Consider the following 24524-nt stretch of genomic DNA (forward strand, 5'->3'; position numbering starts at 1 on the left):
CGGCTCGTTGGGGCCTCCGGCCGACACCAACAAGCCGTACGCGGTCCGGCTGCATGCACTACTCGAAGGGCTCACCTTCCCTAAAGGGCTGGGGCGGCCGAGGGCTGGAACTCGTCTGGCTGAAGACGGTCATCCGTTTTCCGTGCTGGTCTGCCTGATGCGCGCAGGTCAAGTCCTGTTTGGCTTGTCTTGTGATCTTGTAGGCGGGTAAAGGCTGTCGGCACCGTCGGATAGCCTGCGTGGGTGCCTTCTCGCACCCCTTCGGCGACCCTGATGATCGGCCAGTTCGTGGAGCACGCCCGCATGCCCGGGATCGGCCGGGTAGCGGAACGGGCCGGTGACCTGGTCCGGGTCGACGCGTTCGAATCGGTGGCCTCGCCGGTCGCCGCGTCGTGGTGGGTGCTGGCCGAGGAGTGTCAGCCGGTGCGCCTGCTGGAACAAACCCGGGTGTATTGGCACGACCCCGACACCGGTCGCTGGCTGGCCGGGCGGGTGATCGGCGGTGGTCCGGATTTGTACTTCGTACGCATCCGGAACCGTGACCGCGACTTCCAGGTACCGCAAGAGGAACTGCGGGTGCGGTGGGATCGCCGGATCCAGTCTCCGGTGGAAGTCCTGGCCGCAGGCGCCCACGAGTCGCCTCATTTCCGGGACGCACGGCTGCCCATGCTCGGTAGCCTCGTGGCGCAGCGGGCAGCCTGCGCCAGTCTGCCGGCACTTCTCTCCGCAGGCGTCGAGATCTATACCCACCAGGTTCAGGCCGCCATGACCGTGCTCAGCGACCCTGTCCAGCGGTACCTGCTGGCCGACGAGGTGGGGCTCGGGAAAACCATCGAAGCTGGTCTGGTCATCCGACAGCATCTGCTCGACCGGCCCGCGTCCCGGATTCTCATCGTCGCGCCCGACGTGCTGCGCCGGCAGTGGCAGGCCGAACTGAAGACCAAGTTCTACATCGATGACTTCCCGGCCGCCACCGTGCGGATCACCAGCCACGAAACCCCCGACCGGTGGCCGGACTACCATGGCTTCGACCTCGTCATCGTGGACGAGGCACACCGCCTATGCCGCACCGACGACCCGAACCAGAGCCCGTACCGTGACTTGACCCTACTGGCCCACTCGACGCCGCGGCTGCTGCTGCTGTCGGCCACCCCGACCACCGCCCGCCCCGAAACGCACCTGGCCCTGCTGCACCTGCTCGACCCCACCCTCTACCGATGGCAGGACCGTGCCCAGTTCACGGCCCGGTTCCAGGACCGTAGAACGCTGGCGAGGGCGGTGCACAGTCTCGACGCGGACTTCGAACCACTGATACCCAGCGCCATCGACGAGATCGCGGCACTGATCCCGGAAGACACCGCCTTCCGACGGCTCGCCGACGACGTGACCGGCCTGCTCACAGCCCACGGGGACCTGCAGGACGAGGCCCTTCGACCCGTGCTGCGCGTGCGGGTGGATGGCCTTCGCGCGCACATCAGCGAGACCTACCGGCTGCACCGCCGCGTCATCCGGCACCGCCGCCACAATGTCCTCGCCGCCAGCGCCGACTCCGAGGCGCTACCGTTCGAAGTCACTGGACGTCGCCGACCCGAACCCATCGCCATGCCAGCCGGGCGTGCCATGCGCGCCTGTGACGTCCTGCTGGGCTGGCAACAGCAGGTGAGCCACTGGCTGCTGGACCAGGGAGCAGAGCAGCACGCCGACGCCTATGGCCAGGTCCTGGCCGTCCTGTCCTCTCGCGTAGACGACCTGACCCAGGACCTACACGATGCGCTGCGCTGGCGGGTGCACCGCGACGAAGCCGCAGCCACCCGCGCCGGCCTCACCGCCGACGAGCGGCACCTGCTCGCATCGCCCGCAGTCCTGGCAGCGGACGAGCTCGCTCTCGACAAGCTCGCCGACGACCGCGGCGAAACCGAGTTCGACCCGCGCCCACTGGCGCGTGCGGCGGCCCAACACTGCCGGACAGTGGTCTTCTGCGGTGCCGGTAGCCTCGCCGGCCGACTCGCGGACTGCTTCAACGACCGGAAGGGCCTCAACATCCACGAGCACTCCCACCGGCGCAGCGCAGAGGACAACGCGGCGGCCGTCGACCAGTGGCGCGCAGACGGCGGCGTCCTCGTGGCCGACGACAGCGCCGAGGACGGAGTGAACCTGCAGGACGCGGACGCTGTCATCCACGTCAGGCTGCCTTGGTCACCGAACCGATGCGAGCAGCGACTCGGCCGGATCGACCGGTTCGCCGGAGTCTTCGGTGCAGCGCGGCAGCCGGCACCGCAACTCGTCGTCCAGGTCGGAGTCGACGATCAAGACTTCACTACGGCCTGGTCCGCGCTGCTCACCCACTGCCTCAGGATTTTCGACGACTCGGTCTCCGCCCTGCAGGAAGCCTTGGACGGGATCGCCGGATCGGTCTGGGAAGCAGCCCTCCGCGATGGCCCTGCCGCCATGCTCCGCACCGCGACCAGTGTGACAGAGACCCTAACCCGGGAGCGCCGGGACATCGACGGCATGGACATGCTCGAGGCCGTGCACCAGGCGGCGCTCGGTCGCAGTGTGGCGGAGTCCACAAACGCCCTGGAAGTCGAATGGCGGCAACACGAGCGGGCGATGCGCGGTTACGCCGGCGACAACCCCGGTGGGTTGCGCTTCCGCTGCCGGACCCGGGTGGACGTCCAGCACGCCCTCCGGTTCGAGCGTGGTCCGCTGCTGGTGTCCCCCCGGCTGCTGTCACTCGCCGGGCACGCTGTGCCCACAGCGGCGATGGAGGGCACCTTCAACCGCAACACGGCGCTTCGCCACCCTGAGCTTCGACTCCTGCGGCTGGGCAACCCGTTCGTCGACGTGCTGGCCCGCGTGGTCACCGTCGACGACCGTGGGCAGGCAACGGCGTACTGGCGGCGTGGGTATCACGGTGTCGCCCCTCAGCCATACTTCGGCCTGGACTTCCTGGTCGAGGCCGACATCGATCCGGCGTTGGAGACCGTCGCCGACCGGGCCGACGCCCAGCGGGCACTGCGCCGGCAGGCAGACGCGATCTTCCCGCCGTTCCTGCAGCGCGTCTGGCTGACGGCAGGTAGCGAAGTCGCCATCGTGGACCGACAGTTGCTGGCATGGCTCGACGCCCGCTACAGCCCAGAGCGCGGAGACGTCAACCTCAGCGACGCCAGAGTCAACGCACTATGGGAATGGTTCGGCGGCCCCGACGCGTTCGCCGCCGCCGCCCGGCAAGCCGAACAGCACGGCCGGATCGAACTGATTCGCTCGGCAGACCTCCTCGCTCGCGGACAGCAGGCGCGAGCGGAGGCAGAGCGCGCCCTGGCGATCCGGCAGGCACAGGCCCAGGCCCGGCAACGAGCGGGCCGGTTGCTGTCCGACACCGAGAGTTATCTCGACGACGTCAATGTGACCTCCGCGCTGGTCAGCGGGCTTGGCCGGCCCCGGTTGCGACTGATGGCGATCACCTGTCTCGTCGGCGGCCCATTGCCGTTGGAGCCGCCGAGTGTCTGACGCCTGGGCCGACGCGCAAGCACTGTGGTCGCTGTGGCCCGACCCTGAAGCCGCCCACCCCACGGATGCCACCGTCACCCGGCTCCGCGACGCCCTGAGCGGTCTGGCCAACGGTGAGACGGGTTGGCGTGACGCGGCGGCCCTTACCCGCCAGATCCTGTTGGAGCAGCAGGCACGCCGCCACGGCAGTTGGCCCTTGGAGGTGCCTATCGGCCCGGCGTTGCCCGGCCGAGAACAGTGGGAGCAGGCTGGCTGCCAGGCGTTGACTACACCGGCCGGGCTATCGCTGACCGCCCAGGCATGGCATCCGCCCACCCCATCGGGGGAGGCGAACCAGGCTGCCGACCAAGAGATGGCCGAGGTCTACGCCGGACAAGCAGGCACGCCGCCGCCGCATCCTGCCGATCCGTTCTGGACGCGAACCCTCGGCCCGCGCTACCAGCACTACACCTCCGTCGGACAGCGGGAAGCAGCGCGCTCCATCGTGACGGCGCCGCCAGGCAGTTGCCTCATCGTGTGCCTGCCCACCGGCCAGGGCAAAACCGAACTGGCCTGGGCGGCAGCCATACCCGCGACACGCCAGCGTGGAGTGGCCGTCATCGTCGTGCCCACCATCGTGCTGGCCATGGACATGGAGCGTCGACTCCGCGGACTGCTCGCCGAACGCGGCGAGCACGCCAGCCCCAGCGGTCACTACGCCTACACCGGCGGCCTCGCCGCCGACATCAAGCAGGCCATCCGCCGGGACATCCGACAGGGCCGCCAGCGGGTGGTCATCGCAGCGCCCGAAGCGCTGCTGGGTGGCCTCAACTCAGCGCTTGACACCGCAGCGCGCCAAGGCCATCTCACTCACCTCATCATCGACGAGGCGCACCTCGTCGAACAGTGGGGCAACGAATTCCGCCCCGAGTTCCAGGCCATCGCCGGACAGCGCCGCACCTGGATCACGCTAGCACCGCCGGGGCGCGCGCCGGTCACCCTGGCCATGAGCGCCACCCTGACCCGCCAGCAGATCCACACCCTCCAGCACCTGTTCGGCACAGCAGGATTGACCGAACTGGTATGGGCTGCACAGACCCGGCGCGAGCCCAGCTACTTCATCGACGAGTACGAGACGGAAGCCGCTCGCAACGCTGCCGTCCTGCACGCCGTCAGCGCCCTGCCCCGACCGATGATCCTCTACACCACGCGTAAGCGCGACGCGCAGGCATGGGCACAGCGGTTACGCGATGCCGGTTTCCGGCGCCTGGTCGTGGTCACCGGCGACCTCGACGACACCGCGCGCCGCGCCGCCGTGATGGGTTGGCGCGGTGAAGACGCTGACGGCCGCCCAGCACGCACTCGCTACGACATCGTCGTGGGCACGTCCGCCTTCGGACTCGGGCTCGACATGGCCAACGTCCGCACCGTCATCCACGCCTGCGTACCGGAGACCCTCGACCGCTACTACCAGGAGGTCGGCCGTGGCGGCCGAGACCGCCGCCCGGCGATCGCCTACCTAGCCAGCGCACCCTCCGACTACCCGCTCGCCACCCGGATCAACCGAGAGGTCGTGATCAGCGCCGACAAGGGCTGGGACCGCTGGGGCAGCATGCGCCGATCTGCGACCAACCTCGGCCACGGCACCTACGACATCGGCCTCGACACGCTGCCGACCTATATCCCCGAGGAGTCCGGCCACAGCCGCCAGTGGAATGTGCGCACGCTCAACCTGATGGCGCAGGCCAAGCTGATCGCTCTGGAAACGCCACAACCTCCGAAACGGCAGACCGAAGAACCCGAGGAACAGTGGCAACGCCGGCTCGACGAGTACCACGAGCGCTCAGACGCCCGCGTCATCGCGCATGTACGGGACGGGCGCACCAACGACCACGCCTTCTGGCAGCAGACCTTTGAGGCACAACGGCGGCTCGTGACGACTGAACAGACGGCGGCGCTGGCACACCTACGTCAGGTGATCAAGGGCGACCGGTGCGTCGGTGAGATTCTCTCCGGCTACTACCGCGTACCGTGGTGCGGCGGCACCCTCCCCACCACCATCAACTGTCGGGGCTGCCCGGCGTGTCGACGGCGCACGCCGTCGCGGGCCGGCGGCGGCTACTACCGCAGTGCCGGCGAGCCGCTGCCCGGGATGGTGTGCTGGCCGAACCAGCCTGACCCTCTCGAACACCTGCGGGGCTCGACCAGTTGGATGAGCCTATGGTGGCGTGATAACGCCATTCGCGACGACCTTCTGCCGCAGCTGCTGACACAACTCGCCCGCCGCGGTGTGTCGGTGATCGTCGGACCCGGCGCCAGCACGGAACTGACCGTGAAGGTACAGCACGGTGCTTGGCCGAGGCCCGTCATCGTGGACAGCGATGCCAGTCTGGTTGACGGCTACGGCGGACCCCTGATCTGGATCAGCGACGAGCGGCCCAGCCTCCCGCTGGAGGTCCGAACCCGGCTGGCGGCCGGAGCGCCGACCTACCTCGTGCACCCGCGCGAGTTGCCGGATCCCGAACGTCCCCACCTGCGGCTTTGTCAGACCTGCGACGTGTCCCTGCCGATAACAACCGCACTCGGAGCGCTGTAAATGCCGTTGCTCAACGACCCGGCTTCCGTTCCTACCACGATGTGGATCATCACCCGGCACCTCGTAGGCTGCCCAGGACGACGGCAGAACCGTCAGACCTTGAAGGCCACCATAAGCCCGGCCAGCCTGCTCCCCCCAGACAAGAATGACAGCGACACCACTTTCGACTTCGCCGTGAAGACTCTCCTCGACCTCGATATCGCCGCCGAAGACGGGGAGCAGTTCGCACTCACCGACGTGGCGAAGAGGCTCACACCCGACGACGTAGCCGCCTTCGACGACCTCCTACGCCGACAAACGCTCGACCCCAGCCGAAACGAGAACATCGCCGACAGCGGCAACCAAACAGGTCCCAAGGATCTCGTCCGAGCGCTGTCCTGGTTTCTCACCCTGGACCCGTACACGCCGATGAGCCACGACGACGTCGTCCAGGAGCAACGCGGAGCGTTTACCGCGAATCTCGGCAACCCCCTCGTCAACAACTTCCGCTGGAATCGGTTCACGTACTGGGCCCCCGCACTAGGATTCGCCGCACCACCACTCATCCCACGCACCGGAACGAAGAGCCAGACACTGGTCCCCGACTGCACGACTGCAGTGCGGCGAACGATGCAGGCCAAATGGCCGCCCGGCACGCGCCTTCCCGCACGTGACGCGGTCGCCGTCATCATCGACGAGTTGCCCGTCCTGCCGGGCGGGCGCTACAGCGTGGCGCTTGGCCTGGCCGCCGACGCCCCCGACGTGTCCGCGGCGCTATCCTTTGCGCTGCTCTGCGCCGACGAGTACGGATGGCTGCAGCTGCGTCGCCGCTCCGACGCTGACGATGAAGTCCTGCTCGTCGACCCCGACCAATCCAACGGGACCCGGCGGGTGACGCACCTCGAGATCATGGAACCCATCGATGAGTGACTTCCGGCAGCACCTGTGCTGGTCCCCCCTCACCGCCGGGCACACCATCAACACAGAGGCGGTTTCCCCCTCTCGGGCAGTCTTCTTCGCTACCCACGCACCGCTGCGTATCCGCCGGCGTCACCCTGAGGGGCGCGTCGACGCCCGCACTACCGAGGTCACGGAAAAACAGGTTCGCCAGGACTTCCTGGAGCGGCCAACCGCGAACGGCGTCCTGCTCATGCCGGTCGTGGGCGAGTCGGGCGCCGGCAAGTCCCACCTGGTGCGATGGGTTCACGAAAAGACGCCCGACACCCCCACACGATCCGTCATCTACTTGCCGAAGACCAGCACCAGCCTTCGCGCCGTCGTCCGGACCTTGCTCGACAAGCCCGACATCGACAGCCCCGAACTTGCCCAGCTGCGCGCCGACGTTGATCGGATGAGCACGGAACTGGACCAAGCCGCCCTCGAACGCCGGCTGATCAACGAACTCTCCGAAGCGGTGAGCACTGCCGACCCCAAACCAGGCATCGCCAGGATGCTCGCTGGACCTCATCGGCTCGCCGCCGTGCTGCTCGATCCCTACATTCGTGACTACCTGCTACAACCAGGCAAGCTGATCCCACGCCTGGCCGCTGCCCTCCTGTCTGACCAGCACGACGGCCTGAACGACAGGCCGACCCACTTCACCGTCGATGATCTTCCCCTTGATGTGGCCGACATCAACCTGGCCTCGGACAAAGCTCGCCAGGTGCTAGGGCATTTGTATGGGAAGCCCGAGTTGCAAGTCGCTGCGGCGGAGATCCTCACCGAACAGTTACCGGCGGCTGTCACCGCGGCATGGAACATCGGCGGCGGGCGCCTTCAGGAGGCGATGCTCGAAGTCAGGCGGCAGTACGCCCGCCAAGGCAAGGAATTGCTACTCCTCATCGAGGACTTCGTGGTCCTACAAGGCGTTCAACGGGACCTTCTCGACGCCCTCATCGAGGTTGGTGTGCGCGAAGGTCGCACCGTGCTCGCGCCCGTACGCACGCTGATGGCCGTGACACCGGGCTACTTCGGCCGACTTGCCGAAACCGTCTTGACCCGGGCAAAAGCTGCGACACCTTACATCTACGATCTCGACATCGCCTTCGATGTGTCGGAACGCGGACAGGCGGAGGTCGCGGCCTTCGTCGGGCGCTACCTCAACGCGGCACGGGTGGGCCGGGAACGGCTCGAGGAGGCCGGCGTCGGGGCGGGTGCCGAAGCCCCGAACCAATGCGAGGATTGCCCGTACAAGCAGCCATGTCACTCGACGTTCGGCGTCTCGACCGAAGGACACGGGCTCTACCCGTTCAACCGGCATGCGCTGCGGCGAGCCATACACGCCCGCCCGGCACACAACAGCCCAGACTCTTTCAACCCTCGCGCCGTCATCGGGGAAGTCATTCGACCGGTACTGGTGGAACACGCCGAGGCGCTCGCGGCGGGAACCTTTCCGGATGCGAGATTCCGCGAGGACTACCCCACCGCCACCTGGTCCGGGGAAACATTCCTCTACGGCGCCATCAAGACACAGATCGACGAACTCGATCCGACTGGCAGTGAACGCCGCCAGACCTTCTTGGAGTTTTGGGGCGACGCTCCTGAGGAATTGGTCAATCTGTCACCCGACCTGCACCACGCCTTCGGCATTAATTTGCTTGACCTCGCCGAGCGATCGGATCGGATCATCCGCGGGCCGCAGCGCCCACCTGCCGGCAGATCGACCGCCGGGCGCGCGGCCCCGCACCCCTCCGGAGTGGATGCCCTGCCGGCGCGGGTGCGGAAGATGGTCGACGACCTGGAGAACTGGCAAGGCGGCGGAGGGCAGTTGCTGCAAGGTACGGCGCTGGAGTTGCGGACGATCATCAAGCAGGCGGTGGTGAGCCAGTGCGCGTGGATCGAGCCGGTGATGGCTGAGCCGCTGGCCGCGCAAGTCGAGAAGGCATGGCCATCACGCTCCATCGTGGTGTCGATCGAGGACGCCGAGGGGGAAGGCATGGTCGGCACCAGCGACGCGCCGATCAAGTTCAAGCGAAGCCCGCGCAACGCCACCTTCTTTCAGCAACTGCTGCTGGCCGCCAATGGCGCGACCGCCGGGAATGCGGGGGCCATCCGGCGCCTGCACCGCATCGCGAGTCGGCATCAGCGAGACCTGCAGCGCGCCGTCCTTCGCGCCCGGTCGTTCTCCGATGAGGACCTCGTCGCCGCCATGCGCGCCTCTCTGCTCGGCGCCGTTCTCGCCGGCCGCGCGTGGCCGGACATGGCAAGTCCAGCGTTGCTGGACGCCGTCCTCGATGACGGCGCCTCGTGGAAACGCAGCGACGTTGACGGCTGCGTCGCGCCGTGGGTGGCGCTCTGGGAAGCCCACCGGGCCGCACGGCGCGAACTCGTTGCGAGGTTGCGCGAGAGCGTCGGCTATCGCCGCGGCACTCGAGGCGATGTACGCATAGTAGACGCGGCCCGGGCCATGCCGATGCTCGCTCGCGCGGCCGAGGAGTGGGCCTGGCGACCCGATCGGCTGCCGGAATGGGTGGCCAAGGAGGCCGTAGCCGGATTCGCCAAGTTCGCCGACCTCGTCGAGGCACAGGCCGCGCGGCTGTGCGAGGACGTCGCCGACATCCGTCGCGGCCTTCCCGCCGGCGTCAGCGGCAGCGACACCGTGGCCGCGGTCGAACAGGCGCTTGACGACGCGCTGCGCGAAGGGCTCGGCCCCGACGATCTCACAGCCTTCCGTGCCCTCGTGGAGGCCGCCCGCCACTGCGACTGGCGCCGAGTCGATCGACTCGAACGTCATTTGAACCAGATCGAGTCGCAAGCCGATGCGGACGTGCGCTACAGGGCCACACTGAGGCTGGTCACCGCCTACCGGGGAGACGATCTGCGAGTCATACGTCAGTTCCTGACAACAAGCGACGCTTGGCTGACGCAACAACTTGCCACGGCCCAACGGCGGGCTGGCGGATCTGGTGCGATCGCTGCTGTGCGGGTGCAAGACTTCCTCCGCCGCTGGGGCACCCTCGGTGGAGGTGCGCGTTGACCCTGAACTCGGTGTTGGACAAGGCCCGGGCGTTGAGCGCCCAAGCGGACAGACTCCGGGTAGGCGCAGCGGCGGAGGAGAACGCCAAACGGATCCTGACCAGGCTGGAGGAACTCAACGCCGTGTTTGACGAGGTCGAAGCGGCGTTGGGCGCAGCGGATCGGCTTCGTGAGCGGGGCGTGGACCTGCCCGTGGTTCGCCTTGACCTCGGACGTGAGGCGCTTGCACGATCGGCCGGGGACGCCGGCCTACCCCCCATGCGGGCCTTCACCTCTGCCAAGGAGAAGATCGAGGGCGTCCGCCGCGACGTTCGCCTCAGCCTGTCGCAGGCTTGGTCGCAGTGGACCACCGCGCGGACGGCGGAATTGGCCCTGCATCGCATGGTCATGCTTCCTCCCGTGGAGCGGCGCACGGAAGAAGCGCGGTTGAGTAAGCTAAACAAGCTCAGAAGGGTCGATGTTCCGTCTCGCTCTGACGTTGTCGAGTTTGCCGCCGTCCACGCTGGCCTCAAGGAAGATCTCGATGCGCTCAAGGATCCGGCTCCCGAACTGCAAACGCTGCTGAACCGCCTGGGGCAGCGGACAACGCTGGCCCACCTGTCGGACGACGACATCGCGCTGCTGCGCCGGTACGAGGTCGCCGACCAGATCGAAGTACAAAGGAGAAGTGGGTGACACTGCGGCGTAACGGTGGCTTCCTGTCGACGATCCTCGACGACTTGGAAGACCTCGAACTGCCGCTACTGACGTGGGGCGTCACCACAGGCAGCTTGGCCCACGACGAGGTCATGACCGTCATCGCCGAACGGCTCGGCGACCCGGACGCACCCACCGACGTCAGCGCCGAAGAGATTCGCGAGGCTTTGCTCGACGCCGCGCTGCTGTTCTCGGTGCCCAACATGTCCCCGAAGCGCTACCGCACCCGCATGGGTGAAACAGTCCGGCTCACCAGCCGACTCCGACAACTGTTTCCCCTACGTCAGCCCGCCGCGCCACCGCCCCGATGGTGGCAGCACGGCAAGACACTCGTCGCCGACTTCCGGCTGCACGTCAACCGGCGCCGCTACCCGAGTCGGAACATCTCCGCCGACGCTGCGCTGGCCACACTCGCTAGATTGCCGGGGTGGTCTGATCACGACACGGCCATCGCCCGAGCGCAACTGGGCGACTTCGACTTGGCTGGGTTCCAGATCGAAGGCACGACAGCTGTCCTGAGCGACGTCAGGTCTCGCCGCAACGCCGGAATCGTCGTCGGCGCAGGTACTGGTAGTGGAAAGACGCTGAGCTTTTACCTGCCGGCTTTCCTGGCCATGGCCGGCCACGCCCGGGCAGGTGGCACCGGCGTGCACACCCTCGCTTTGTATCCCCGCATCGAGTTGCTCCGTGACCAACTGCGCGAGGCAGTCAAGGCCGCGCTACGCGTCAACGCTGCCCAGGAGCAGCGCGGTGCTCGCCGCCTGCGGATCGGCGTTCTGTACGGTGACACCCCCCAAAGCCTGCAGCAGTTGGAGTCCGGTACCGCGGCGCATCTCAAGCGCGGCTGGGCCGAGCGCGGTAACGATTTGCTCTGCCCCTACCTGAGATGCCCCACATGCGGCGGAGAACTCGTGTGGAGCAGACAGGATCGCGCGGACCACCGGGAGCGGGTCCGGTGCACCAGCGCGTCGTGCGGCACCACGATCTCCGATCTGGCGCTCACCCGTGACACGCTTCGGCAGTCGCCGCCCGACCTACTGTTCACCACCACGGAGATGCTCAACCGCAACTCCACCGACCCCGGCCTCGGGACCCTCCTCGGCTGGTTCGGGCCACGGCGGCCCAGCCTCGTCCTGCTCGACGAGGCCCACACCTACACCGGAATGCATGGCGCCCAGGTCGGCCTGCTGCTACGCCGGTGGCGCCACGCACTGCGTGCCCCGGTGACGATCGTCGGGCTCAGCGCCACCCTTCGCGATGCCGCCGCGTTCTTCGGCCAGCTCACCGGGCTGCCCGACGCGTCGCTGGACTACATCACCCCCGGGGACAACGATTTCGAGGAGGAAGGACGGGAGTACGCCATCGCACTGCGATCCGACCCGGTGTCCGGCACCAGCCAGCTGTCCACGTCGATCCAAACCGCGATGCTCTACGGCCGAGTCCTCGACTTGCCCGGCCGAGAGTTCCTGCACGGATCGAGGGGGTTCCTCTTCACCGACGATCTTGACGTGACGAACCGCTTTTACGACGACCTTCGTGACGCCGAAGGGCAGCAGGGCATCCAGCGCGCACGTCGAGCCGGCAACGTGCTGGCAGGCCTGCGGTCGCCCGACGCGCAGCACTGGAGCGAGCGCTACACTGATGGCCAGTCGTGGGATCTTGTCAAGCAGATCGGCCGAGACCTCGACCCGATGGCCACCGTCGGCGAGCTCCAGATCGGACGAACCTCCTCGCAGGATGCGGGCGTCGACCAACACGCCGATCTCATCGTCGCCACCGCGTCGCTCGAGGTGGGCTACGACGACGACCGCGTTGGACTCGTCCTTCAGCACAAGGCCCCACATGACGCCGCCGCGTTCATTCAACGCCGCGGCCGGGCAGGCCGCCGCCGCGGTACCCGCCCCTGGACCGTGGTGACTTTATCCGACTACGGCCGCGACCGGCTGGCCTATCAGGCCTATGACATGCTGTTCTCGCCAGAACTGGCCGCCACCCGCCTGCCCATCGGCAACCGCTTCGTCCTGAAGATCCAGGGCACGCAGGCCATGCTTGACTGGCTCGCCGCTATGCTGCGTCGCAACCAGGTCGACGTGCGCCGCGTACTGACCGCGCCCGTTCCCGGTACCCGGCCGATGCCAGACCACTACGTCACCCCCCTGGCCGACCTGCTGGAGCAACTGCTCACCGACGCGGCGCTGCAAGACAGTCTGATCAACCATCTTCGTCGCGCTCTCGACATCAGCCAAGACGAAGCCCAGGCCCTGCTGTGGGAGCAGCCCCGCGCACTTCTACTCGGAGTCGTGCCAACTGCGCTGCGGCGGCTGCGTTCGGCCTGGAAGCCCGCAGCAGCCGTCGATCCCGGCGCGCATCCGCGAAGCCTGCTGCCCGAGTTCATCACCGGAACCCTGTACGAGCCACTCAACGTTCCCGAGGTCACCTTCGAGTTGCCGTTCACCGATGAGGAGGAGACCCTCTCGATCGAACGAGCACTTCGCGAGGCGGTGCCCGGCAAGGTCAGCCGCCGTTACGGACACCGCCGCAGCGACGACAGAACCTGGGTGGCACTACCCGACGCATCAGCGGGAGGGAACCTCGACGTCGGCAGGTTCGTCAGCGCGTTCACCCCGCAAGGTGTCTGGAGCCCGGACGGGCACCCACCGGTCCAGGTCGTACGACCCCACGTGATCGCGCTGCGCCGCCCACCCACCGACATCGACACCCGATCCCAGGGCATCCCGATCTGGGCCTCCCAGGTGCTCGCACCTACCAGCGGCCTGTTCTCGGCCGATGTTCCGCAGCCCTCCGCCTGGGGCACGCGCATCAGTGCCGTCGGGTTCGCTACCAGCGCGGCCGGAAACCCGGCAGAAGTCCGACGCATGACGATCGGTGCCGAGTGTGAGACCACGTACACGCGCCCGATCCGTACCGAGTCCAGCAGCGTCCGCTACACCCTGGACGGGCAACCAGCCGCACTCGGGTTCCGCCTTACCGTCGACGCGGTCAGCTTTCGTCTCGCATCCCTTGACCTGCAACGCGAAACGGTCGACACCTACCTGCGCTCACCGCAGTGGCGCCTACTCGCGTTCACCACAGCTATCGCCGAGGATGCTGAGCTCGATCAAATTGCGAACACCTTCCAGCGCACTTGGCTGAGCATGGTGTACACCACCGCGTACGCGCTTGCCGCTACCCAGCCTCACCGCACCATGCAGAGCAGCGAAGCAATCTACGCCGTGCTGCGCGGCGGGGCTTGGGGCGCTGACATCGACGAGATCCTGCGGGTGCTGTACCGGGACGCCAACCCCGGCAGCGCCGCGCCCGAGCGGCTCGTCACCACGCTGACCGAATTGAGCCGGCACCCCAAGGTGATCGAGCGGCTGGACCATCATGGGCGGTTGCTGTGGGCCGACGAGGTCGCCACTAGCAGCGGCGACCTCGCCCGCCGGGTCTACCGGGACACCATCGCCGCGGCCATCCTCGCCGCAGTGCAACGCGCCTGTCCTGATGCCCAGGACCGCGATCTCATCGTCGACATCCAGGAACCGGCTCAACCCGACGCTCCCGCCACGATCTGGCTCAGCGAGACCTCCCTCGGCGGCCTGGGTATCGTCGAGCAGTTCGCCACCTACTACGCGCAAGATCCACGCCGCTTCTGGGCCCTGGTCGACAGCGCGCTTGGCCCCAGCGACCACGAACATGTGCACGAGTCACTCGTGCGCCTGCTCGACCACGTCGTTACCCACCCCACCAGTGCGGCGGCGCAGGCCATGGACGGGCTCCGGCAGGCGCGGTCAGCGCACGACGCGGACCATGCCCTGCGCCAGTTGCGTGAGGCATGGACGGCGCTCGACGGTTACCCGCGCCATCAAGCAGTCGCCGCCCTCTCCGCGCGACTACTGCGCCCCGGCAGCACCCGCGCCATAGACGCCACCACCTTGGCCCTGGTACGGGAGTGGGATGCTCTGCAGGAGCGACTCGGCCTCGAGATCGACGCCACCGCATTGGCGTATCTGGTCGGTGCGGGCCGGGTGACGCTGCCCGGCGTGAGCGGGCCAACCCTTACCGCCGACCAGGTTTTTAGCCTGCTGTGGCCCCGCGGTAACCGTGCCCGCACCCAGCACCTGCAGCACTACCAGCCCTACGCCGGGCCGCCACTGCTCGACCGGCTTTTGGTCCAGGCAGCCCACGACGAGCGGCTGCCCACCGTCGATGTCACAGGCCCGGACTGGTTGGAGCAGTACACCACCGAGGTTGGCAAACGTGGTGCCCTAGCTCTCGTCGCACCCGCCAGTAGCGCGAAAGCGTTCAGGGCCGCCCTGCAGGCAGTGCCCGCGGTCGCGGTCGATCGAGACGTGCTGCGGGTATATGGGGAGGTCACCACTGTGGTCCGCGATGCCGGCCTGCTGCGGGCAAACGTCGAGATCCGGGAGGCACTGCAGTGATGCTGGAACGGATCGTTCGTACCGGCCGGACCACAGGGCTGCGCATTGACAATGTCCTGTCCTCCGTCCTTGTCGCCGAACTCGTGTCGCCCAGCCGACTGCTATGGCTGGTGTCGCCGTGGATCAGCGATGTCAACGCCATCGACAACACCACCGGCGGCTACGACAGCGTCTTTGTCGAGGCATCCAACCGCACGTATCAACTGTCGGAGGTTCTCGCACTGCTGACCCATAGCGGTGCAAGCCTTAATGTTGTCACCCGATCCGATTCCCACAATGACACCTTCCTGGGACGCCTGCGGCGCCTCGCCAAGGCTGAGAACCTTTCCGTCCTCCAGGATGACGACGTGCACGAAAAGACCTTCTGTGGCGACGAGTGGCTGCTCACCGGATCCATGAACCTTACGGTCCGCGGAATGCGAATCAATGACGAGGCTGTCACATACAAGATCAGCGAGCAGGTCGCCGCTACTACCCGGCTCGACCTGCGTCGGCGCTTCGGGACGGCGTATGAACACTGAACCCACTGTCGATGACTACTCCCTCGCCGTCGACGTCTTCATCGAGGCCTTCTTCGGCCCCGCCAATCCGGTGTGGTCGGACCGCGATCCGAACTCGGTCATCGGCCGCCGCCTGGCGCCGTACCTTCAGGTCCTTCGGCACGGCAGCGGCGTCCCTATCGTCCTGCCGCGGCAAAACCCGCAAACGCGCCAATGGGTCGCCTACGTCATCCCGCGGGATGCGCGTCACGCCGGCGCAGTGTCCGAACTGCTTCAAGCATTTGTCGGTCCTACCTACGCACGCTTCGACGGCCTACCCACGCAACTGGCTGACGAGGACCCGATCGACCAAGCCGTAGTGCGTTTCGCTGGCCACCGCCTTATATTCGTCATCGAAAGCCCGCGAGCCGTCGAAAAAAGGATGTGGGATGCCCTACGCCTGCTGCAACAGACCCTCGCTGTACGGCCGCACCGATCGTGGCATGCACCAGTTCCGGTAGGGCGACTCCTGGCACAGTTTGAGATCGCACTGGCCTCAGGTGCCAACGCCGCCTCGGCCGCGATCCTCGACCGGCTCACCGCGACCGGTGGGCTGAACGCCACCAACCTCAGCCATCTGCGGATCAAACGGCTCGCAAAGCTCGGACGAAGCAGCGAAATGCTGCGGTTGCCCGATCTCGTCGACGTGGCCACCACGAGGCCACCCGCCCCCGTACGGGACGCGATCCTCGGCGCGGTCTACGCGACGGCACTCGCTGAGCCGCTATCCACCGGCGACTTGGAAACGGCAAGATCGCGCCTCATCCACGCAGGAACCATGGTGCCAGCCCTGATGGAAGGGCCCCTTACTGACCTCAGACCACAAGCGCTAACGGTGCTCGCCATGGCCGCCTGGGTCGCCGACAGCACACCCATTGGCGAACTCCTCCGCCAGAGCCCAGAAATGCTCGCCGCGGTGGAGCAGTTGGCTCCCGACCTCGCTGCTCATTACCGGGAACCCGCGCCCACGGCCAAAAGCGACGGCCTGCCCGATGGCGACCAGCCTGAGTCGGCCGATACCCCAGCCGGCCCCAAGTCCTGGCTGGAATGCGTCACCAGACTTGCCGATAATGACGCAAATCGCGAGATCCTCGACCAGGAGTTCTGGCGTTCCTGGGCCCCGGCGGCCGACGCCGACAACGACATAGCCGCAGCCCTCCAGCAACTCGACGACGAAGCGGCCGGACGCGTCTGGCACCTGGTCGGCGCCTTCGTCGATTCGGATCAGTACCGCCGACCAGCCGCCGAAACAGCCCGTGAGTTCCTCAGCAACGCCCTCACACACAACCGCTTCAGCCCAGGTGATCTCGCGGGCATCGTTGCGCTGGCCGAGATATTCCTCCGGGCGAGCCCAGACGCTGAGACATACGCACGGCTGCTCGACGACCTGGCCGCCGAAGCGACCCGGTGGGTCGGGCCCGACCGCGCCACCGTCGTGCTCGACCTGGCCGACCTCCTAGCTAGCGCCTCCTGCCCAGACGAGGAAGCCAGGCTTCGGCTTGCTTATCAACTTCTACGGCCGCTCTCCGACCATCCCAAGCGGCTCGACGCCGATCAGTTGACCTTCGCGGCGCGGCTGAGTACAGAACTAGGCGCAAGACTGACCTGGCCTCAACAGGATGACCTAGGCACGGCCAGCAATTTGCCTGACATACCGGCACAAGATCTGCTGTTGTACTCCCTTGACGAAAAGGTCCTCGACCGCGTGCGCGCGGAACTCCAACTGCAAGCCCCCCAGGTCAGCGTTACCGTAAGTCACGACCACGTCGGCAGCCGGCAGCTCAAACAGTGGACCCGGAGGGCCGACGCCATCGTCCTTGCCACCCGATGCGCAACTCACGCTGCGACCGGGTTCATTCGCGCCCATTGCAGGCCAGACGCCATAGTGCGAGAAGCAGACGGGAGCGGATCAGCTTCGCTGCTACGCGCCGCCACGATAGCTATGACCCGCCGGTGAGAAGGTCCGTGATACCCGCCGGTGAGAAGGTCCGTAATAATCGAGTACGTCGTAACTGGCCAGCGCCCCGCAAACGTGAACTGGAAGTGCGAGGAACGGCGCTCCTCCTGACCCATTGCCTTCATCCGAGCAGAGTCGGCTGGGGCCCCGCCTTCAGGGCGATTCACCACCAGCGGCTCCTGACCTTGATCTCGCGTACGGGTATCTCGGAGGGGTGTAGGGGACGTTCGACGACGGGACGCATCGTGTGGGGTGTGATGCGGTCGCGTTCGTGTTCCTCCGCGAACCGGGCAGCCTGCTCGTGTTCGCCGAGGTTGTCCAGGGCCCTGAGGAGGTCGGTTACCAGGATGTCGAGGCGGTGGGTTTCGGCTTCGGCGGCGAGGAACCGTTCGTGGTGGGTGACTGCCCGGTGGCCGCACCACTGGCGTAGTAGTTCGTGACGGGGCCGGTCGTGGCGGCGGTACCAGTCGTACTCCCATTCCGGTGTCGTCGATCGGCTGTCGCGGCCGACGCGGTAGTCGTCGCCGAACTTGCATTTGTGGCGGGACTGGGCTTCCTGCTCGATGACGAGGTCGAGGACCTGGGTCGGATGGGCGCGGCAGGCGGCCTCGACCAGTTGGAGGGTGCCGGCCGGTGACAGGATGGTCCGGCCGTCGTGGTCGAACCATTCAGCCGAGGCGAGGATGTCGTCGACCGGGCCGTTGATGATCTCGCTCAGCCGGGCCCTGTCGTGGATGTCGGTGGCGCATGACACCGGGGACCAGAGCAGTTCGGCTACGTCATCGCTGATCAGGAGGCTGAAGATCTCCTCGACGCAGGCTTCCTCTGTGTGGTCGAGGCTCAGGTCGTCGATGCGTTGCCAGTTGGCCATCAGCGTGTCGAAGGTCCCGACCTCGTTCCACGGCACCCGCAGCCGTGATCCGGGGACCTTCTCGACCCGTTCGTCGGGGTCGTCGAGGAATCTGATCTCGAGGCGGGCGCTGGTCTTCTTCGGCTCGATTGCCAGGATGCGGACGCGTTCGGACGGTGCGTGGTCCGACTGCCGGTACGCCCATTCGTCGCCGACGGTGAAGCGGGAGGGGTCGATTCTCATCCAGCCGTCCTTCGGGTAAGCGTCGCTTGTTGCGTGGTACCGGGTCGTGGTGGCGGTTCGCGCCGCGATGGCGGCAGGTCCCGGCGCAGGCTCGTGCGCATCCGGCCGGAGTGTGGTGACGGTTGGATGCACGTCAGGCGCCGCGGTCGCGCAGCCCGTGGTGCCACGATTCCGCTTGTCGGCGGATGTCGGCGTGGGCCTGCCGGTCGTGATCAGGGCGGTGCTCCTTGCGTGGTCCGTGAGGGCTCCAGTCACCGAGGAACGGGCGCAGGTCGTCGGGTCCGGGTTCGGGCTTGTAGTTGATGTCGGCCAGCACGCGGGGATTATGGGTGGGGTCGATCCGGTCGGCGGCGGCCCTGCCCCACGCGACCCAGCTGGCGAGGTACCCGCCGACGGTCCTTCCCTCGGCCGCCTGTTCGAGGGCGGTGCAGAACGCGCGGATGCCGGCTGCGGTGGTCCACGCCTGGTAGGCGTGGCGGAAGGTTTCCGCGCGGATGGTGTCTGCGGCTCGGACGCGGGCGTCGGCCATCGCGGCGTGCCATTGGGCGAGGGTGGCCTCCTCCTGCCGTCTGCGCTCGGCCGCGGCTTCCTCCTGCCGCCGCCGGTGCTCGGCCGCGGCTTTCTCCCGCGCGGCTTCGGCTGCCCGCCGTTGCTGTTCGTCGGTGGTGACGCCAGCCTCGAACTCTTGGATGATCTGCGCGACGCGCTGTTCCAGACGTACGCGGGCGGTGTCGGTCCAGGTGTCCCGCTTGTCGTGTCCGGCCCGGGCGATCTCCAAGCGGAGCCTGCCGGAGTCGACGACGTCGAACTCCGCGGGTTTCATCCACGGCCGCAGGCGCAGCACCTTCAGCTCCTCGGCGGTGGGTTCGTGCGGGACCTGGTCGCGTTCCTCGGTCAGGGTGACCGTGCGTCGAACCTGCCCGGCCTGGAGGAACACCTGCGGGTGTTTCGCCTTGGTGTTGACCCCGAGCCGGTGCCCACGCCGGGCCGCCTCGCTGGCGAGCTGCCGGATCAGCAGCAACGCCCGGGGCAGCAAGCCCGGGCTGACGGCGAGGTTGGTCGGATCGGCTTCGAGAGCGCTGAACGCCAGATGCGGGTCGGTGGTGACACGTCGGGTGTTGAGCCGGATCCGGTTCCAGTCGGTCTCGTCCGGACCGGCACCGGCGTACAGGCGGATGACGATGTCCCCGGCGTCACGGCCAGTGTGGCGCAGATGGTGACCCGACGGCACAAGCCCCTGCTGCTTGAACGCGTGAATGCTCCGCCGGTACCGGGCACGCGTTCCACTGTCGGGACTCTCGATACGGACCATGCCGCCCTCGTGCTGTAGGCGGTCGAGCAGTTCGCGAGCTGATCGCAGCAGCTCCGCCGACGAAGCGCCGCCGGCGATGCCGCCGGGTGCCGGCGTCTCGGAACGCGGGAGGGAAGCGCGGTGGTCGGGATGATCGGGATGGTGGCCATGCTCAAGGTAGAAGCGACCGGCGTCGGTCGAGCACGCCCTCCACACCCCTGCCTTGCGTGTCACCGTCACCAGGTTCCGGTCCTGAAGCGCACGCGCCGACCGCCGGTACTCGACGCCGTCCGAGCCGCTGAGGTCATCGCCGCCGTGGATCCGGCGAAGCAGGTCGAGCTGCCGCTCATTGAGCGAATCCCATCGCTGCACCACACGACAGTAAGGGGCACGGCGTACTCAATGGAGCTGGACACGGCCAAATAAGGCAGCCCGGACCAAAGAACGAACCAAACTGTCGGCGCCGCCTGAAACTGACCCGTGGTTTCGGAACCCCCCGAACGAAGGGGCCAAGGTTAACCCGCGTTGACACCGAACAGGATCGGGCTGCCTGCGATCTACGAGCCTGTAGACGGGTGGCCCCTCGACTCTTTTGGTCGGGAGAAGCGGGCGGGCTCGTCGTGCGCGATCAGGCTGTGCGGTGTGATGAGCGGGGCGACGCTGGATGCAAGTGCGGCGCCGACCTCTGCGGTGGAGGTGGTCAAGCCTTCGTGAAAGTGCGCCACTGCGCGTCCCGCCCCGGCTACGAGGTCGGCGAGTTGGATCGACGGATGATCCCATGAGTCACCCCGTGCCAGCCCTCGCGGCCTGACGCCAGCCCAGACGAATCGAAAGTCTGGGTGACCCGCCGTCATGGCCATCCACAAGATGTCGATGCGGTCGTCGGTCATAACCTTGTGGGCGTCCATGAGCAGGCTGGCCGGGCCGATCTGCCGTGACCACTCGTTGAACACTGCGGGCATCGTCGGGATCAACGGTTCCATCGGTCCGGTTCAAGCATCGTCTTCTGCAGTTCATCAGCCTGCGCGCGGCACCGTAGCAGCATGATCAGGATGTCCGTGACCGCCCGGCGTTGCGATCGGCGCTCGGCAGCATCGAGTACCCGGAACAACTCGGCTACCTCGACCAACGCCTGTCCACGGTTGCGGATGCCGGCGAAGCGGACGAACATTCTGATCACTTCGTCGAACATGGGCGCCCCAAGCGCCCGCGGGCCCTCTTCGATTAGCTTCTGTGCGTACCGGCGAGCCTGATCATCCGCATGCAGGTCGATCCCGTTCTTGTACGCATGCTCTTCAAGCAGCAGGTCAATGATCTTAGCCGCGACAAAGAACCGCTTGTCGATCATGAAGATGCTCGCCCTGCCGGCAAGCATGCCCCCGGGCTCCAGCGCCGTCGCGAGTACCTTAAGCCGCCGCTGGTTACCGCCCCGGGCGAAGTGGCTGAACTTCAGCTCACCAGCCTGCTTGATACCGGCGTCGCGGCGCAGCAGGTCCAGCACCATGCCGGCGTCGCCGTCATCGATGGCAACCGAACCGATGGTCATGTACGGCTCAGTGGGCTGAAAAAGCGCCTCGCCATCCCAGCCGGACTCGTCTGCGGCGATCCACCGGCCGTCCGACCCGCCGTCCGTCGTTGGAGCGCTGCGGGAGTACTTGACGTAATCAGCACCAGAAAGGCCACCTCGCGTGGCTGAGATACCGGGGACCGAATGGACGGAAGGGCTGCCATCGGGGCCGGTCGCATCTGCCGTGCCGGGCGAAACTGCCACGCAGGCCATTCTCGGGCCTCGGTGCAGCATTGAACATCCCCAAAACGCGGAGCAACCTTGCCGAGGAGCAGTAGTCAAGCGGGAAACATCTGCTGGGCAGCACTGCTAAAGAGGTTGAAAGGCCGAGGTTCGAGCTATCTCGGTGGTTCGGGTTCGAGGGTCATGCCGGTGCTGGCGAGGAAGCCGGCGAGGAGGTCGGTCTGTTGCTGACAGGCGCGGAGTCGACGTTTGACGAGTTCAGCGAGGTGGTCGACGCCGTGGGCGGCGGTGTTGGTCAGGCCGCGTTTCATCCAGCGCCAGACGCCTTCGGCGGGGTTGAGGTCCGGGGCGTAGGCGGGTAGCCGGATCACGGTCAGCCACGGCCGGACGGCGATCAGAGCGTGCATACGGTGGCTGACGTGGGTGTTCAGGTTGTCCCAGATCAGCACGATCGGTGCCTGCAGGCGCTGGTGGGCCTGGTCGAGGAAGGCGACGTAGTCGTCCTCGCTGAAGCTGCCACGCTCGCCTTTGCGACCGTGGTGCAGCCGGGTTCGCCACATCAGCCGGCCTCGCTGTCCGGGCTTGAGGCCGACCAGACTGGCGATCGAGACCCGGCCGGAGCCCTTGCCGGGGACCTCGACGAGCGGTGTGTCCGCGCCGGGCCCACGTCCTGGCCACCGGCGGTCGCATGACCTGCGCTGCCTCGTCCTGGAAGCAGATCCAGGCGCCCCGCGCCGCCGCTAACCTCTTACCGACGGCCACCGCCCGCGATGCCAGCCGGCGATCGCTTCCGGAAGGCGTTCGATCGCCCGACGAGTGGGAACCTGCTGGCTGCACCCAAGGCGATGCAGCAGATAGGACAGGCCGCGCAGCGTGTAGGACACGCTGAAACGGCGTCCGATCACCTCCGCCACCCGGGCGAGGGTCCAACGGGCATCGTCCCAGCCGTGCACGACCGGACCCTCATCGAGCACCTCGGCCAACTGTCTCAGCTGCTCAACGGAGAGTTTGCAGTCCGAGCCGTCCGGCCCGACCGACGCCAGCGCCTCCGTTCCGCCAGCAGTCCACTGCCGCCGCCACAGACGCACCGACTTCTCGGAAACCCGCAGCTCAGAAGCATCTGCGCGGTTGGTACGGACTCCTCGAACATGGTCGCGGCCTGGATCCGGACCTTCTCACGCCGAACCCGGGCTGCCGCATTCATGCCACCACCAGCCGGATACCTCATACCACCGGCTTACCGAACCCATCGACGGTCACGTCCGCGCTGGTGGTGTAAGAGACGGCCATCGCGGGATCCGGTTTTGATGTTAGGCGGCGATCGGGCTGGGATCGGCGTGGTCGGTGTCGTGTTGGTCCGGCTCGACGATGACGAGGCGGGCTTTGGCGAGAAGTTCCAAGCCCATGTAGCGGCGTCCTTCGGTCCATTCGTCGGTCTGCTCGGCGAGGACGGCGCCGACGAGGCGGATGATCGCCGCCCGGTTCGGGAAGATCCCGACGACGTCGGTGCGCCGGCGGATCTCCTTGTTCAGCCGTTCCTGCGGATTGTTCGACCAGATTTGGCGCCAGATCTCACGCGGGAAGCCGGTGAACGCGAGCAGGTCGTCGCGGGCGGCGTCGAGGTGCTCGGCTGCGGCCGGGAACTTCGCCTCGATCGTGGCGACGACCCGGTCGAACTGGGCTCGGACAGCGTCGGCGTCGGGCTGGTCGAAGATCGTCCGGACAAGGGTGGCGATCCATGGCTGGGCCGACTTCGGAACCTTCGTGAGCAGGTTGCGCAGGTAGTGGGTGCGGCAGCGTTGCCAGGCGGCGCCGGGCAGGGCGGCGCCGATCGCGCCAACAACACCGCGGTGGGCATCGGAGATGACCAGCTGAACGCCGGACAGGCCGCGGGCGGTCAACGACCGTAGGAACGCCAACCAGCCGGCGCCGTCCTCATCCGAGGCGACATCCACGCCGAGGACTTCGCGTTGACCGTCGGCGTTGACCCCGACCGCGACCAGCGCGTGGACGTTGACCGTCCGCCCATGCTCGCGGACCTTCATCGTCAACGCGTCCATCCACACGAACGGGTAATGCGCGGCGTCCAGCGGCCGGTTACGAAACGCCTCGACCTGGGCGTCCAGGTGCGTGGCCATCTCCGACACCTGCGACTTCGACAACTGCTTGACGCCGAGTTGCTCCACCAGCTTCTCCACCCGGCGGGTCGACACCCCGAGCAGGTAACTCGTGGCCACCACGGAGACCAACGCCTGTTCGGCCCGACGGCGGTGCGTCAGCAACCAGTCCGGAAAGTAACTGCCCTGCCGCAGCTTCGGGATGGCCAGGTCGATCGTGCCGGCCCTGGTGTCCCACTCTCTCGGCCGATAACCGTTGCGGGAGTTGACCCGCTCGTCGCTGCGCTGCCCATAGCCGGCGCCACAGATCGCGTCCGCTTCCGCGGACATCACCGCCTGCACGAACGTCTTGATCATCGCCTGCAACACGTCCGGCGACGCGCCCTCGATCTGCTCGCGCAGCAGGTCAACAGGGTTCACACTCTCAGATGCGGCCATCGCGTTCTCTCTTCCTTCTCTGACTTGGTCGTCTTGAAGGATCGACGCGATGGCCGTCTCTCATCTACGCAACACGCCCATCACGGGCAAGTCGTACACCACTTCCCTGGACGCAACCCCATCGGCGACCCAGATCACGCCAACACGTCGACGGACATCAAC

Annotated in this window: 14 protein-coding genes; 8 read left to right on the top strand and 6 right to left on the bottom strand. The window is 67.1% G+C overall.

From position 1 onward, the window contains the following. The first annotated feature begins 243 nt into the window (after positions 1–243). The 8 genes from dpdE to dpdD are packed head-to-tail and all read left to right on the top strand — an operon-like array spanning position 244 to position 17673. Positions 244–3510 carry a protein DpdE gene (dpdE, locus tag GA0070612_RS03165; protein ID WP_231924452.1) on the top strand — a complete coding sequence of 1089 codons (3267 nt, stop codon included), beginning with the start codon at positions 244–246 and terminating at the stop codon, positions 3508–3510. After that, complete coding sequence (dpdF, locus tag GA0070612_RS03170) at positions 3503–6085, top strand: protein DpdF (RefSeq protein WP_157742409.1); 2583 nt, start codon at positions 3503–3505, stop codon at positions 6083–6085. Before dpdE ends, dpdF begins: the two co-directional genes overlap by 8 nt. After that, a complete protein-coding gene (gene dpdG / locus GA0070612_RS03175; RefSeq protein WP_088986547.1) occupies positions 6086–6994 on the top strand; it encodes a protein DpdG in 909 nt (302 codons plus the stop codon). It begins immediately after the preceding gene. After that, a complete protein-coding gene (dpdH, locus tag GA0070612_RS03180; RefSeq protein WP_088986548.1) occupies positions 6987–10040 on the top strand; it encodes a protein DpdH in 3054 nt (1017 codons plus the stop codon). Before dpdG ends, dpdH begins: the two co-directional genes overlap by 8 nt. Further along, positions 10037–10714 (top strand): hypothetical protein, encoded by a 678-nt coding sequence (locus tag GA0070612_RS03185; protein ID WP_157742410.1) that lies wholly within the window; start codon positions 10037–10039, stop codon positions 10712–10714. The genes dpdH and GA0070612_RS03185 overlap by 4 nt, the downstream gene beginning before the upstream one ends. Continuing rightward, positions 10711–15177, top strand: a complete 4467-nt coding sequence (gene dpdJ / locus GA0070612_RS03190) for a protein DpdJ (RefSeq protein ID WP_088986550.1) — start codon at positions 10711–10713, stop codon at positions 15175–15177. Before GA0070612_RS03185 ends, dpdJ begins: the two co-directional genes overlap by 4 nt. Next, entirely contained in the window at positions 15177–15698 is a 522-nt protein-coding gene (dpdK, locus tag GA0070612_RS03195; RefSeq protein WP_088991240.1) for a phospholipase D-like domain-containing protein DpdK, read from the top strand. Before dpdJ ends, dpdK begins: the two co-directional genes overlap by 1 nt. Beyond that, positions 15688–17673 carry a protein DpdD gene (gene dpdD / locus GA0070612_RS03200; protein WP_088986551.1) on the top strand — a complete coding sequence of 662 codons (1986 nt, stop codon included), beginning with the start codon at positions 15688–15690 and terminating at the stop codon, positions 17671–17673. Before dpdK ends, dpdD begins: the two co-directional genes overlap by 11 nt. Positions 17674–17836: 163 nt before the next feature. Here the strand turns inward: dpdD and GA0070612_RS31770 are convergent, their stop codons facing one another. The 6 genes from GA0070612_RS31770 to GA0070612_RS03235 form a co-directional block, all read right to left on the bottom strand. Beyond that, a complete protein-coding gene (locus tag GA0070612_RS31770) occupies positions 17837–19021 on the bottom strand; it encodes a hypothetical protein (RefSeq protein WP_167393599.1) in 1185 nt (394 codons plus the stop codon). Positions 19022–20614: 1593 nt separating this feature from the next. After that, positions 20615–21040: a hypothetical protein gene (locus tag GA0070612_RS03215; RefSeq protein ID WP_088986554.1), complete on the bottom strand. Its 426-nt coding sequence runs from the start codon at positions 21038–21040 to the stop codon at positions 20615–20617. Further along, positions 21028–21828 carry a hypothetical protein gene (locus tag GA0070612_RS03220; RefSeq protein WP_157742412.1) on the bottom strand — a complete coding sequence of 267 codons (801 nt, stop codon included), beginning with the start codon at positions 21826–21828 and terminating at the stop codon, positions 21028–21030. Before GA0070612_RS03220 ends, GA0070612_RS03215 begins: the two co-directional genes overlap by 13 nt. A 134-nt stretch (positions 21829–21962) precedes the next feature. Further along, positions 21963–22367 (bottom strand): transposase, encoded by a 405-nt coding sequence (locus tag GA0070612_RS03225; protein ID WP_088986556.1) that lies wholly within the window; start codon positions 22365–22367, stop codon positions 21963–21965. Between the two features lie 180 nt (positions 22368–22547). After that, the gene (locus GA0070612_RS03230; protein ID WP_231924453.1) at positions 22548–22895 is read right to left on the bottom strand and encodes a winged helix-turn-helix domain-containing protein; all 348 of its coding nucleotides are present in this window, start codon (positions 22893–22895) and stop codon (positions 22548–22550) included. Positions 22896–23117: 222 nt separating this feature from the next. Continuing rightward, positions 23118–24362, bottom strand: a complete 1245-nt coding sequence (locus GA0070612_RS03235; protein ID WP_088986557.1) for an IS256 family transposase — start codon at positions 24360–24362, stop codon at positions 23118–23120. Between the last annotated feature and the right edge of the window lie 162 nt (positions 24363–24524).

The sequence above is a fragment of the Micromonospora chokoriensis genome, from assembly GCF_900091505.1.
GTDB lineage: Bacteria > Actinomycetota > Actinomycetes > Mycobacteriales > Micromonosporaceae > Micromonospora > Micromonospora chokoriensis.